General features: G+C 67.2%; 10 protein-coding genes. 5 read left to right on the forward strand and 5 right to left on the reverse strand.

Annotated features, from left to right (window positions below):
• Positions 1-328 (forward strand): dihydroxy-acid dehydratase (locus tag VGD28_RS00760; protein ID WP_331026418.1); only part of this gene is annotated, 328 nt, incomplete at its 5' end.
• A 191-nt stretch (positions 329-519) separates the two neighbouring features.
• Here the strand turns inward: VGD28_RS00760 and araD1 are convergent.
• A complete protein-coding gene (gene araD1, locus VGD28_RS00765) occupies positions 520-1512 on the reverse strand; it encodes an AraD1 family protein (protein WP_331026419.1) in 993 nt (330 codons plus the stop codon).
• Positions 1513-1637: 125 nt separating this feature from the next.
• Between araD1 and VGD28_RS00770 the strand changes: the two genes are divergently transcribed.
• The 4 genes from VGD28_RS00770 to VGD28_RS00785 all read left to right on the forward strand — a co-directional run bounded on the left by VGD28_RS00770 (position 1638) and on the right by VGD28_RS00785 (position 7348).
• Complete coding sequence (locus tag VGD28_RS00770) at positions 1638-2381, forward strand: FadR/GntR family transcriptional regulator (protein WP_331026420.1); 744 nt, start codon at positions 1638-1640, stop codon at positions 2379-2381.
• Between the two features lie 151 nt (positions 2382-2532).
• Complete coding sequence (locus tag VGD28_RS00775) at positions 2533-4086, forward strand: alpha-L-fucosidase (protein ID WP_331026421.1); 1554 nt, start codon at positions 2533-2535, stop codon at positions 4084-4086.
• Entirely contained in the window at positions 4086-6293 is a 2208-nt protein-coding gene (locus tag VGD28_RS00780; protein ID WP_331026422.1) for a hypothetical protein, read from the forward strand. Before VGD28_RS00775 ends, VGD28_RS00780 begins: the two co-directional genes overlap by 1 nt.
• Positions 6294-6304: 11 nt before the next feature.
• A complete protein-coding gene (locus tag VGD28_RS00785) occupies positions 6305-7348 on the forward strand; it encodes a hypothetical protein (protein WP_331026423.1) in 1044 nt (347 codons plus the stop codon).
• 279 nt (positions 7349-7627) lie between these two features.
• Here VGD28_RS00785 and VGD28_RS00790 read toward each other — a convergent pair whose 3' ends face one another.
• Genes VGD28_RS00790 through VGD28_RS00805 form a run of 4 tightly spaced genes read right to left on the reverse strand, consistent with a single transcriptional unit; the run spans position 7628 to position 14350 of the window.
• Positions 7628-8830 (reverse strand): SGNH/GDSL hydrolase family protein, encoded by a 1203-nt coding sequence (locus VGD28_RS00790; RefSeq protein ID WP_331026424.1) that lies wholly within the window; start codon positions 8828-8830, stop codon positions 7628-7630.
• Positions 8827-10893, reverse strand: a complete 2067-nt coding sequence (locus tag VGD28_RS00795; protein WP_331026425.1) for a beta-galactosidase — start codon at positions 10891-10893, stop codon at positions 8827-8829. The genes VGD28_RS00790 and VGD28_RS00795 overlap by 4 nt, the downstream gene beginning before the upstream one ends.
• On the reverse strand, positions 10890-12956 hold the full coding sequence (locus tag VGD28_RS00800) for a beta-galactosidase (RefSeq protein WP_331026426.1): 2067 nt from the start codon (positions 12954-12956) through the stop codon (positions 10890-10892). Before VGD28_RS00800 ends, VGD28_RS00795 begins: the two co-directional genes overlap by 4 nt.
• A complete protein-coding gene (locus VGD28_RS00805) occupies positions 12953-14350 on the reverse strand; it encodes a glycoside hydrolase family 140 protein (RefSeq protein ID WP_331026427.1) in 1398 nt (465 codons plus the stop codon). The genes VGD28_RS00800 and VGD28_RS00805 overlap by 4 nt, the downstream gene beginning before the upstream one ends.

The raw sequence follows: 14350 nt of genomic DNA on the forward strand, positions 1-14350 counted from the left end.
GTCGGGCACCAGCGGATCCCCCTCGATCCTCAACGCCAGTCCCGAGGCGGCGGCGATGGGCGGGCTCGCGCTGATCCGCACCGGCGACCGCGTGCGCATCGACCTTGGCCGCGGCACCGCCGATGTGCTGATCCCCGAGGCTGAGCTCGCCCAGCGCCGCGCCGCGCTCGAAGCGGCCGGCGGCTACCGCTATCCGCCCTCCCAGACCCCTTGGCAACAGATCCAGCGCAACCTCGTCGGACAGATGGACACCGGCGCCATCCTCGAAGGCTCCGACAAGTTCCAGCGCATCGCACAAACACACGGCCTGCCACGCGACAACCATTGAGGGCGGGCCGGCATTAGACTTGTTCACGCTAAGGCGCGAAGGCGCGAAGATGTTGTTGCGGCACAAAGTGCCTCCTTCATCTCCGGTGCTTGCACCAAGATATGGCCGCTGGCGCGGCAGAGCCATCTTCGCGCCTTCGCGCCTTCGCGTGAACAAAACTTGATTGGCTTCGTCCGGATACTCGGCAGCGCCTAAAGCGTCCGTACCTCCACCGTGTCCGCTTCGGCCTTCACCAGCCGATTGCGCAGGGGCAAGCCGAACGGCGCCGCCTCGATCTCGAACACGTCGCCCGGCTGCGTCGCGATCCCCTCGCTGAACGAAAGCGTCGCGGTGCCGAAGAAATGGACATGGATGTCGCCGGGACGCCGGAACAGCGCATATTTGAAATGGTGATGCTCGAGGTTGGCGATGCTGTGCGACATGTTCGCCTCGCCCGACAGGAACGGCTTCTCCCATAGCACCGCGCCGTGGCGCACGATCCGGCTGGTGCCGCGCACGTCCGCGGGCAGATCGCCGAGCAGCAGCTCCGGCCCAAGCGCAGCCTGGCGCAGCTTCGAGTGCGCGAGCCACAGATAATTATGCCGCTCGGTCACATGGTCGCTGAACTCGTTGGCAAGACAGAAGCCCAGCCGCCACGGCGCGCCATCCGGCCCGATCAGGTAGATGCCGGCCAGCTCCGGCTCCTCGCCGCCATCCTTCGCGAAGGCCGGCATGACGAGGTCGCCCCCCGGCGCGACGAGCTGCGACCCGTCGCCCTTGTAGAACCATTCGGGCTGCTGCCCGACCGTGCCCGGCGCAGGCTTGCCGCCCTCGACTCCCTCCAGGAACATCCGCATCGAATCGGTGAGCTTGTCTCCCGCCGCAGCGGCGCGGTGCATCTTGTCGCGCCCCTCGGCGGAGCCGAGATGGGTAAGGCCGGTGCCGCTCAGCACGATATGCGCGCTATCCGCATGATCGAGCGGCGACAGCAGCCGTCCCTCGGCCAGCGCCGCGGCGAGATCGATCGACCCCTCGACCCCGACACGATCGACCATCGCCGCAAGGCCGATTCCCTGCGCGATCGCTTCGCCCGCAAGTGCTGCGAGACTGGTGACGTCCCGGACGAACCCGGCCCCGTCGTCGGTCGCGGCGACAAGGCGCGTGCCGCCATCCTCCGAACGGTAGCGCAGCAGCTTCAGCATCATCGTATCTCCCAGATTCACGGGCGATTTAGTCTGACATTTAATCCGGAGCAATGCCAAGGCTGATGCGTTGCCCGAAGATTATGCTATGCCCATGGCGAACAGGGACGAACGCCGCGGGAAAGCTGTTGTTGGACATCGAGGATCAGGATGACGGCCAACCGCGCCGCACCGAACGGGGGACAGGCCGCCGCCTGCGTGGCGCGGTCGCGCACTATCTGGGCACCGCGATCGTCAGCGGGGCGATTCAGCCGGGTGAGCGGCTGACCGGGGAGGTCGACAATGCGGCGGCGCTCAACGTATCGCGCAGCGCCTATCGGGAGGCGGTGCAGGTGCTCACTGCCAAGGGACTCGTGGAAAGCCGGACCAAGGCGGGCACGCGTGTGCTGCCGCGCAGCCGCTGGAACCTGCTCGATCCCGATGTGCTCGCCTGGGCCTTCTCCGGCGAGCCCGATATCGGCTATGTCCGCGACCTGTTCGAGCTGCGCGCGATCGTCGAGCCGGCGGCCGCGCGGCTGGCGGCGGAACGGCGCGACAAGGACGATATCCGCGCGCTGCGCGATGCGCTCAGCCGGATGCGCCGCCACACCCTGGCCACCGAGCCGGGCCGCGCCGCCGATCGCGATTTCCACGACACGATCCTGCGCGCCTCGCGCAATGCCGTGCTGACCACCCTCAGCGCCAGCATCGGCGCCGCGGTCAACTGGACCACCCAGTTCAAGCAGCGCACCCGCGCGCTGCCACGCGATCCCGTGCCCGATCACGCACGCGTGGGCGACGCGATCGTCGCGGGCGATGCCGACGCAGCGGAAGCCGCGATGCGCGCGCTGGTCGAGCTCGCGCTGCAGGATACGCGCTCCGCGATGGACTGAGCGCCGGACCAATATCTCAGACAAATTATTGATGCCCGCCGTTGCCACGAGCATGTCTCGCTGATATCCAATAATCCTATTATATGTAGAAACGGGAGGTGGATGCGTGAAACGGCTTGGCACGCTTTCTGCGCTCGCGCTCGTCGCGAGCATGTCCGCGGCATCGGCGCAGACTGCACAATCCTGGCCCATGGAAACGCCGCGCGAAGCGGTCGCTGCGCAGCTCGCCAAGGTGAAGCAGGGCGTCGCCGCCGGCCCGTTCGAGCCCGACTGGGATTCGCTGCGCGGCTATCGCACCCCCGAATGGTTCCGCGACGCCAAGTTCGGCATCTTCATCCATTGGGGCGTCTATTCGGTGCCGGGCTTTGCCAACGAATGGTACTCGCGCAACATGTATGTGCCGGGCAACAAGGCCTATGAGCACCACCGCAAAACCTGGGGGCCGCAGGACAAGTTCGGCTACAAGGATTTCATCCCGCTGTTCAAGGCGGAGAAGTTCGACCCCGCCGCCTGGATCCAGCTCTTCGCCGATGCCGGCGCGCGCTATGTCGTGCCCGTCGCGGAGCATTGCGACGGCTTCGCGATGTACGCCTCGGACTTCACCCGCTGGGACGCCTCCGACATGGGGCCAAAGCGGGACGTCACCGGCGAGATCGCCAAGGCGGCGCGCGCGCAGGGCATGCATTTCGGCCTGTCCTCGCACCGTGCCGAGCATTGGTGGTGGTATCACAAGGGCCGCAGCTTTCCGTCGGACGTCGCCGACCCGAAGAATCGCGGCCTCTACGGCCCCGCCGCCCCGACCGGCCTCCCTGCCGACAATCCCGACGCCTGGCCCGACAGCAGCCAGCTGCAGAACTGGATGCCGCCCAGCCGCGAGTTCCTCGACGACTGGATGGCGCGCACGTCGGAGCTGATCGACAAATACCGGCCCGAGCTGATCTATTTCGACTGGTGGACCTCGGCGCCGCTCTACGAGCCGCTGATGCGCGACACCGCGGCCTATTATTACAACCGCTCCGCCGCTTGGAAGGCGCCCGGGATCATCGCCTACAAGGGCTCGCAATTCGCCGAGGGCTCGGCGATGTTCGACATGGAGCGCGGCAAGAGCGACGCGCTCAAGCTCACCCCGTGGCAGTCCGACACCTCGGTCAGCATCCATAGCTGGGGCTATGCGCAGAACGACAGCTACCGCACGCCCAAGTCGCTGATCGCCGACCTGATCGACATCGTCAGCAAGAACGGAAATCTGCTGCTCAATGTCGGGCCGAAGGCCGACGGCACCATCCCCGAAGAGATCGCCGCGGTGCTCAAGGGCATGGGCGCTTGGCTCAAGGTCAATGGCGAGGCGATCTACGGCACGCGCCCCTTCCATTATTTCGGCGAGGGGCCGACGGCCTCGGGCCAGGTCCGCGTGGGCGGCCAGGTCGAGGAGTCGGCGCAAAAGGGATTCACCCCGGCCGACATCCGCTTCACCACCAAGGGCGACACGCTCTACGTCATGGGGCTCGAGCGCCCGGCTGACGGCACGGTGCTGGTCAAGACGCTCTACGCCGGAACGCCATACCTCGCCGCACCGATCAAGAGCGTCGAGCTGCTCGGCGGCGGCAAGCTCGACTGGAAACAGACACCGCGCGGACTCGAGCTCAAGCTGCCCGCCGATGCCAGCGGCGGCATGCCCTATGCGCTCAAGGTTAGGGTGAAGTGATGCGGCGGGCGCTGCTGCTGGCCACAGCAATCGCCGCCGTCCCCGCCACCGCCGAGGAGATCGCGCTCGTCCCTTATCCGGTGGACCATGAGCTGCGTGTCGATTCGCCCGCCGATGCGCGCTTCCTGCTCGACGGACCAGCCGGCAGGCACGGCTTCATCCAGGCGCGCGACGGCAAGCTCTGGCGCGGCGACGGCAAGCGCTTTCGCTGCTGGGGCGTCAACATGACCGGCTGGGCGGTGGGATCGGACGAGATTCCCGCCCACGGCGCGGCGACCGCCTATGCCAAGGCGCTGGCGCGGCTCGGCGTCAATTGCGTCCGTTTGCACTTCCTCGACATGCCCGATTCCATCGCGCCGGTGCGCAACGAGGGCGCCGCGCGAGGCCCCGCCGCCGGCCCCTTCACTCACCGCCCGCGCGGGCTGATCCGCGACGACCTGCCCGACAGCCAGCATTTCAACCTCGAGCGGCTCGACCGGCTCGATTTCTGGATCGCCGAGCTCAAGAAGAACGGCATCTACGTCAACTTCAACCTCAATGTCGGCCGCCGCTTCAAGAAGGGCGACGGCGTTCCCGACGCCGATCTGATCGCCCCGTTCAAGGGCTTCACCTATTTCGGCCCCGAGCTGATCGCACTGCAGAAGGACTATGCACGCAAGCTGCTCGGCCACACCAATCCCTATACCGGGCTGCGCTATGCCGACGACCCGGCGGTGATGACGGTCGAGGTGGTCAACGAGAATTCGCTGCTTGAATTCTGGATGCGCAACTGGCTGCGCGGCGGGCGCGTGCCGGGCGGCGAGAACGCCCAGCTCGACATGACCCCGCACTACCAGAAGCTGCTGGTCGGCATGTACAATGACTGGTTGGGTAAGCACCGCACGCCCAAGGAAGTCGCCAGCATCCGCGCGATGGCGGGCGTCGCCGAAGGCCAGCCGATCCCGCTGATGCGCCGCGGCGACCATCCCGCCGCCCCGCGCCTGCGCTTCGATTCCGAGTTCGAGTTCGTGACCCAGGTCGAACTGGACTTCCACGCCGACATGCGCCGCTTCCTGCGCGACGAGATCGGCGTGAAGGTGCCGATCGTCCCGACCGCCGATCACACCTATTTCATCGCCAACCAGCCGCTGATGCGCACCGCGCTCGCCGCCGACCTGCTCGACGCGCATGTCTATTGGCAGCACCCGGCGATCTATGGCCGCCGCAACGAGCCGATGGTCAACGCGCCTCAGCTCTCGATCATCCAGAAGCTCGCGCGCAGCGCCGCGGTCGGCAAGCCATTCACGGTGAGCGAGGTCAACCACCCCTTCCCCAGCGACTATGGCGCAGAGATGATCCCGATCCTCGCGTCCTACGCGGCGCTGCAGGATTGGGACGGCATCTTCTTCTACACGTTCGAGACCAAGATCGCGGGCGAGTGGAAGCCGATGATCGGCGACCATTTCGACATCACGCTCGATCCAGTGAAGATGGCGCAGATGCCCGCGGGCGCGATGATCTTCCTGCGCGGCGACGTGTCGGCGGCGAAGCAGACACTCACCCGTTCCTATTCGGCCGGGCAGATCAGCGATGCGGCGCGCATGCCGCGCGCGGCGATGCCCTATTATTCGCCCGGCTTCGACATGACGATCCCGCTGCGTCACGGCTCGCGCATCGCCTGTGTCGACTGCAAGCCGTCGCTCCCCGCGCCCTTGCCCGCCGCCGACTCGATCGTCTCCGACACCGGCGAGCTCATCTGGCAGACCAGGGGCGGCAAGGATGGACTGGTGCGGATCGACAGCCCGCTGAGCCAGGGGCTGGTCGGCTTCGTCGCCGCCAATCGCGACGCGCAGACCCGGCATCTCGGCGCCGAGATCAGGAACCACTTCGCCGCGATCACCTTGTCCTCGCTCGACGGCAAGCCGATCAACGTCTCGGACCGGATGCTGCTCACCGCCACCGGCCGCGTCGAGAACAGCGGCGCCAAGTGGGACGCGCGCCGCGCGATGCTCACCGACTGGGGCACCGCGCCGACGCTGATCGAGCCGATCACCGGCTGGATCCAGCTCAAGGACCTCGAGGGCGCGGTCGGCGTGTTCGCGCAGCCGCTCGACGGATCGGCGCGCCCGATCGGGCCCGAGATCAAGGGCAAGATGATCGAGCCGGGCTGGGAGATCGAGGTCGGCACGCCCGCCGCGGCCTCCTATCTCGTGCGCGTGATCCGCTAGGGAGAAGTTCGATGATCGACCGGCGCAACCTGATCGGCGGTGCCATCGCAGGCGCCGGCCTCGCCGCACTCCCGGCCCAGGCCGCGGGCGATCCGCTCGCGCCCTACCGCACGCCTTACAAGCACCCCAGGCTGATCCTCGGCGGATCGGGCGTGAAGGGCAGCTTCGACGAGAAGGCGGTCGATTGCCCCTTCGTCTTCTCGGCCAACGGCAAGTTCTACCTCACCTATGTCGGCTTCGACGGGACCGGCTACCAGACCGGCATCTGCGAATCGCGCGACCTGGTAAACTGGAAGCGGCTCGGCATGATCATGTCGCGCGATCCCAATGATCCGGTCACGCGCCACAACATCGCCTGCGCCTCGATCCTGCGCGAGAACGAGTTGCGCAGCCCCGCGCGGCTGGTGAAGGTCGACGGACAGTACGTCGCGGCGTGGCACGCCTATCCCAGCCCGGGCTATGAAGAGGGGCCGGCGGTGATCGGCCTCGCCTTCAGCAAGGACTTCATGAAGTGGGAGCGCGGGCCCGTGATCCTGCGCGCCGAGGACGGCGCCGAATGGGAGCGCGGCGGGCTCTACAAGCCCTACCTCATCAAGGTCGGCGACACCTTCCACCTCTATTACAACGCCAAGACCACCGGGAGCCCGTGGAAGGAGCAGACCGGCCTCGCCATCTCCAAGGACCTCAAGACCTGGACGCGCCACCCGGCGAGCCCGCTGCTGGTCAACGGCCCCAAGGGCTCGCCCGACGACCGCTTCGCCAGCGATCCGGTCGTGGTGACGCATCAGGGCAAATGGGCGATGTTCTATTTCGGCCTCTCGACCGACGGCTTCGCGCGCGACCTGATCGCGCTCGGCGACGGCCCGACCAGCTTCGCCAAGTCGAACGAAGTGCTGATCGACGTCGGTCCGTCGGGGTCGATCGACGAGAAATACGCGCACAAACCAGCGGTGATCTGGCACGACGGGGCGCTCTATCACTTCTACTGCGCGGTGAGCGGGAAGTGGCCGAACGACGTGCGCGGGCTGGCGGTGGCGCGGTCGAGGCCGTGGTGAGGTGAGGGTGAGGTGAGCGACTCTGCCACGCCTCAATCCTCCTCTTGCAATGTTGGAATTCGCCTGCTCCACTTCCGCTGCCGGAGCCCGCTGCTGGAGCATGTCCCGGCCGCTCTTTGAACGGGGGTCACCCGCCGCGTGAACCCGTCAACTTCGTCAACGCCGCGCGTCCACGCGATAGTGTAAAGCTAGTGTCGACTTTCGCCTCGATCGCTTCCCCTGGTCCCATCATCGGGTCCAAAATTGCCCGGCCCGTACCGAAGGATTGAGCAGCCCCTTCTACCGCCCGCACCCCTGCCGCAGCACCATCGGCAGCGCGGTCTGCGCCATCGTCGTATAGCCCGCATCGTTGGGGTGCAGGTGATCCCCGATCTGCCACGCCAGCCGCATCACATTGGGCTTGCCCGGCTCCTGCATCGCCGCGTCGAAGTCGATCACCGCATCGTACTGGCGCGCATTGTCGCGGATCCAGCGATTGACCGCCTGGCGCCGCTGCTCGCCCGCCGCATCGGCATAGGCCGCGCCCTCATAGGGCAGCAGCGTCCCGACGATCACCTTGAGCCCCGCCGCCCTGGCCCGCGCCAGCAATTGGCGATGCGCGGCGATGATCTGCGCCGCGGTCGCCTGCTCATGCGCGCGCGCCGGATCGGCGATCTTGCCGATGTCGTTGATCCCCTCGAGCAGCACGACATGCGTCACGCCAGGCACGCTCAGCACGTCGCGCTCGAAGCGCGACAGCGCATTCGGGCCGCGGCCATTGCTCAGCAGCCGGTTGCCGCTGATCCCGGCATTGGCGACCGCCCAGCAGCGCCCGCGCGAATTGGCCGCGAGCAGCCGCTGGAGCTGATCGGGCCAGCTCATCGCCTTGCTCTGCGTCGCCCCCGCGCCCTCGGTGATCGAATCGCCGAACGCGACGAGCACGCGGCTCTCGCGGCTGCCGGTCACCTCGATCCCCGAGACGATGCCCGACGCGCGCGCCCGCTTGGCGTCCGCCAGCACCACCGATCCGGTCTGGTTGCCCGGCGCGACATCGACCATCTGTGCATGCGCCGCGGCCTCGCTCTCGCCGTCATAATGGACCGAGACGGCAAAGCGCTCGCCCGCCACCACCGGGAAGTCGACCGGATCGCTCAGATACGGCGCCCGGCCCGGAATGATCACGTCGGCAGCGCCCGCGAAGCTCAGCGCCCGCAGGCTCCCCTGCACCGGTGCTCCCTGGGCATCGAGCCGCACGATCGACGCGCCGCCCAGCTTCAGCGGCGCATCGCTCAGCTCGTTCGACAGGCGAATGCGCAGCGTGCGCCCGGCGATCCCCGCGCGCACCACCTGCCGCACCGTCTCGTCGCGATACGGCCGGCCGAGCCCGTCGCGGATCTTGGGTTCGTAGCCGATCGGCGGCGAAGTCCATGCCGCGATCCAGCGCTCGGGCGCGGCCGCGCCGGTAAGCAGCAGCGCCGCGGCGGAGGCGAGCAGCACCCTCATTTGAGCTGGAACAGCGCCACGCCGTGCGCCTCCATCTGGCCATTCGCCCAATCGCCACTGACGAAACGCGCGCCCTTCGGCGGCATCAGCAGCCGCGCACCGCTGCCATGGTTGATCACGATCATCACGCGCTTCCCTCCTCCCGCTCGCTCGCTAATCTCCAGATCGGCATGCGCATCAGGCACGAGCGGCGCGATCTTCGCCTCGCCCAGCAGCCGCGCCGCCAGCGTTTGCATCGTCGCCGGATCGAGCCACGCGCCGAAATAGGTGATGCTCCCGCGCCCGGCCTTGCGCGTCACCACCGCAGGCTTGCCGTCCAGCCAGCCGCCGAGATCGGTATAGGTCGCCAGCACCCGCACATCCGCCGCGTCGGGCCGGATCTCCTCGGCCCAGATCGCGACCTTGCCTTCGCCCAGATCGCCCTTGATCCCTACGGCCTCGTCGAGCGCATAATATTGCTCGACCGTCGCGCCGAGCAGCTCCGCGAGCGGCCCCGGCTGGCGCTGCGGCCATAGCGCGTTGGCGTCGTCCTTCATCCCCGAGCGCGGCCCGAGTACGAGATGCCCGCCACCCCGAACATAGGCCGCGAGCCGGTCGGCCTGCGCCTCAGTCACCACGTTGAGGTTAGGCGCGACCACCAAGGGATAGGCCTTCAGCTCGGCATCGGGCGAGACGACATGCACGCCCTGGCTCTGCACGCGCAGCGGGCGATAGACGTCGGTGAACGCCTTGACCGGGTTGAACTCGCGATGATGCGGCTGCAAGTCGATCGCCCAGCGGCTGTCATAGGACCACAGCATCGCGACCTTCGCCGCCGGCCCCGTATCCGCGAGCAAAGGCGCTGCGGCGGTCAGTTCCTTCGCGATCTGAACGATCTCGGCATGGATCGGATTGGGCGTGCCGTCCTGTCCCAGCACCGCGCCGTGATAGGTCTCCTGCCCGTTCCGCGCCGGGCGCCACTGCCAGTAGAGCACGCCGTCCGAGCCGTGACTCACAGACTGCCACGCCAGCTCGCGCACCTGCCCGGGATCGAGCGCGCGGTTGACCGGCACCCAATCGACCCGGCCAGGCTGAGTCTCCATCAGCCAGAAATTGCGCTGCTTGTAGCCGCGGACGAGATCGTGATTGGCGCCGTTCGCTACCCAGTCGGGCCGCCCGTCGGGAATGTAATTGTCCCAGCTCGCGATATCGAGATCGCGGTGCATGACGAAATGGTCGAAGCCCGCATTCCAGAACATCGTGTTGGTGGTGATCCACGCGCGCGGATTGATCAGCGGCCGGATCGCGCGCGCCTGGTTCTGGACGTAATCGGTCCACACCGCGGTGGTGAAATGGCGGAAGTCGAGCAGCAGGCCGGGGTTCTGCTGCCCGGTCTGGCGCAGCGGGACCTGGTCGAAATCATTGTAGAATTGCGACCAATATTGCGTCGCCCAGCGCCGGTTGAGCTCATCGATCGTGCCGTAGCGCTGCTTCAAGAACGCATGCCACGCCGTGACCGATTCCTTGTCCCACGACGGCGGCCCGACCTCGTTGTCGATCTGCCAGCCGACCACCGACGGATGCTTGCCGTAGCGCTTCGCCATCTCCACCGCGATGCGGCGCGAGAGGTCGCGATAGCGCTGGCTGGCGAAGGAGAAATGCCGCCGCCCGCCGTGGCTGGCGCGCTGGCCGTTCTCGTCCACCCGCAGCGTGTCCGGGTATTTCTGCGTGAGCCAGGCCGGCGGCGCCGCGCTCGGCGTGCCGATCACCACCATGAAGCCGCGCTTGACCGCCGCGTCGATCGCGCGGTCCATCCAGGCGAAGTCGAACTTGCCTTCCTCGGGCTCCATCCGCGCCCAGGCGAACTCGCCGATACGCACGGTGTTGAAGCCCGACGCCTTCATCAGGTCGAGATCGACCTCCCAGCGCTCCTCGGGCCATTGCTCGGGATACCAGGCGACGCCGACCGCGATCGCCGGCTTGTCGACAAAGGCGGTCGCGCGGTTCGGGAACACGGTCTGCGCCGAGGCCGCCGGAACCAACGCCAGCGCCGCGGCGGCGGCAAGCAGGATGTTGCGCATCATTTCCCCCCGCGTTGCAGCACCGCCACGCCCTCGACCGGCAGCGTCACGCTCGACTTGGTCCCGCCCGCCAGAATGTCGGTCATCGCTTCGGGCAGCGTCACGGTCTGCGCGGCACGCCCATGGTTGATCAGGATGACGATCCGCCGCCCCTGCCCCTCGCGCGTCATCAGCTCGACATCCGCCGGCACCGCGAAGTCGCGCGCCACCCCCGCCCCCGCCAGCGCCCCGTCGATCAGCGTCTTCATCACCGCATCGTCGACCAGCGCGCCGACATAGGTGATGCGTCCCTTGCCGACCTTGCGGCTGATCGCCGCGGGCTTGCCATCGAGCCAGCCATTGGCCTTGCCGTAGCGCAGCAGCGTCTCGGTATCCGGCGCGCTGGTCGAGAGCTGCTCGGCCCAGATCGTCGCCTTTCCGCCGCCCACCTCGACCGCCTCGTCGAGCGCATAATATTGCTCGACCCGCCCGCCGAGCAGCTCCGCCAGCGGCCCCGGCTGACGCTGCGGCTCGAGCGCGTTGAACGAATCCTTCATCCCCGAGCGCGGCCCCAGGATCAGATGCCCGCCGCCGCGCACATAGTCCGTCAGCCGCTTCGCCGTCGTCTCGCTGATCACGTTCAGGCTCGGCGCGACCACCAGCTTGTACCCGGCGAGCGGCGCCACCTCAGCCTCGACGATGTCCACCGCCCCCAGCGCATCCTTGAGCGGCTGGTAGTAATCGAGCAGCACCTCGATCTGGTCGTAATCCTTGTGGTGCAGCTGGAAGTCGATCGCCCAGCGGCTCGCATAATCCTGCAGCACCGCGACCGGCGACACCGGATGCGTCCCCGCGATCGCCGGCGTCGCCTTGGCCATCTCGCGGCCGATCTGCTGCACTTCGGTGTACACCGGGACCGGCTTGCCGTCGGCGCCGATCAGCGACCCGTGCATCGTCTCCTGCCCGTTGAGCGCGTTGCGCCACTGCCAGTAGAGGACGCCGTCCGAGCCGTGGCCGATCGCCTGCCACGCCATGCGCCGCGTCTCGCCGGGGTAGAGCATGTTGCTCACCCCCGCCCAGTTCACATAGCCGGGCTGGATCTCCATCACCCAGAAATTCTTGCGCTTCCACCCGCGCACCAGGTCATGGGTCGCGCCATTGCGATAGGGCTTGAGGTGCCCGCTGCCGACGTAATTGTCCCAAGAGGTGAAATCGAGATTGCGATTGGCGGCGTAGCGGTCGAAGCGGTTGGCCCAGCCGAGCCCGCCGAAATTCACCGTGATGAACTGCGACGGCGCGGCATGCGCGCGGATCGCGTCGAGCTGGTTGCGGTGGAACGCCACCCATTGCGAGGTGATGAAGCGCTTCATCTCCAGCATCCAGCCGGGATTGGCCTTGTCGTTGCTGAAGGGAACCTGCTCCCAGGCGGTATAGCTCTGCGACCAATATTGCGTGGTCCACGCGTCGTTGAGCTTGTCGAGCGTACCGTAGCGCTGCTTGAGCCAGGCGATCCACGCCGCGCGCGCCTCGGGGTCGTAGCTCTCGTCAGTCGGCTCGTTGCCGATCTGCCAGCCCATCACATTGGGCTCCTTGCCCAGCGCCTGCGCCATACGCGTCACGATCTCGCGGCAAAAGTCGCGATAGCGCTTCGACGAGATCGAGAATTGCCGCCGTCCGCCATGGCCGACCTTCTGGCCGTTGCTCTGGATCTGCGAGACGTCGGGATATTTCTGCGTCATCCAGGCGGGCGGCGTATCGCTCGGCGTGCCGATCACCACCTTGATGTCGTATTTCGCCGCCAGCCGCACCGCGCGGACCAGCCAGTCCATGTCGTATTTGCCTTCCTCCGGCTCCATCCGGCTCCAGGCATATTCGCCGATGCGCACGACGTTTGCGCCATGCGCCTTCATCAGCCTGAGGTCCTCGGCCCAGCGTTCCTCGGGCCATTGCTCGGGATACCAGGCGGAGCCGAGCCACAGCTTCTCGAACTGCTGCTGGCCCGCCGGCGCATCGGTCTGCGCCAGCGCGGGGGATGCCGCCGTTCCTGCGAGCAATGCAGCGGCAAGGGTCGTCAATATACGCTTCACAAGGGCCTCCCGGCTGTTTCGTCGTCGAGCACCAGGGCCCAGTCATTGCCTGGCGCAGGCGTGCCGGGCGGGGTGAACAAGCGCTTGCCGCGGTTGGCGAAGACACCGATCGCCTGCGATTTGCCCGTGCGCGGATCGAACCAGGCCGCGCGCACGCGCTTGCCGCTGATCTTGCCCATCTGAACGGTGAAGGGCTTGCCGGTGTAGCTGTAGGCGATCGCGTAGCTCGCCCCGCGCGTCGCCGCGACGCGCTCATAGCGCTTGCCGTTGCCGATAATCAGCGACTGGTCCGGCACGCGCTCGAGGAACGGCCGCGACAGGATCAGCTCCTTGAGGTGCCGCATCTGCTGCCCGCCCGGCGCGTCGAGCGCCTCATCCCATGACAGCTTGGGCCAATAGGCATTGGCCTTTCCGCCGCGCACGAAGAACTGCATCACGCTGTTCTCGCCATAGGTGTGCCCGAATGCACCCGCGAGCACAGACCACCAGGCATAGCGGCGCACGTCCGCCGCCTGCCAGCGCGGTTCGGGCGCGCGGTCGAGGCCGTGGGGGATATTCTCGTAGCTCGGCTCGCCGTCGATCGTCGGCTTCTGCGGCGAGCGTGACAGATCGTCGGCCGTATAGACCCAGTTGTCCTCGCCGCGTGCGTACAACTGCTGGTCCTGCGCGTAGCTCTGGTGGCCCGACTGATACATGTTGAAGTCGAGCCACTCGGCCTTGTGGAACATCCAGGAGGAGCTGGCGCGCCCGGCGGGGTGATAGGTCATCAGGTGGTGGGGATCGATCGCGCGGATCGTCTTGCCCAGCATATCCCATGCCGCCGGCGACAGCTCGGGATAGCGGTCGCCGCCATTCATCCAGATCAGATTGGGCTTGGCCTTGTAGCGCTCGGCGACGAAGCGACCGATCACCTGCGCGCTGGCGACATCGAGCAGGCGGAAGTCGGCGAAATCGCCCCATACCGGCACCAGCGCGATGTACAGGCCATGCGCCGCCGCACGATCGAACACCCAATCGAGATGATCCCAATAATCGTACTCGCCGGGCCTGGAGAGGTCGCTGCCCGGGGTGACGCGCGGGCGCTTCAGATCGCCATCGACGAGTGCCGCGCCAGCGACCGGATTGGCCATGTCCGGCCGGTGCAGCATCATCACCTGGATGACGTTGTAGCCCTGCGCCGCACGCTTCGCGAGATAGCGCTCGGTCTCCTCGCGGTTCAATTTGCCGAGCATCAGCCAGCCGGTATCACCCAGCCAGAAGAACGGCTTGCCGCCCGCTTCGAGATAGCGGCCATTGGCCGAGACCTTGAGCGGGGGCGTCTTGTCCTGCGCGTTCGCGGGTGCCGCGGTCATCGCCAGCGCGAGACCGGCCGCGGACACGATTTTCCAGCGCAT

Origin of the sequence: Sphingomonas sp., assembly GCF_036402235.1 — a bacterium.
Classification (GTDB): domain Bacteria; phylum Pseudomonadota; class Alphaproteobacteria; order Sphingomonadales; family Sphingomonadaceae; genus Sphingomonas.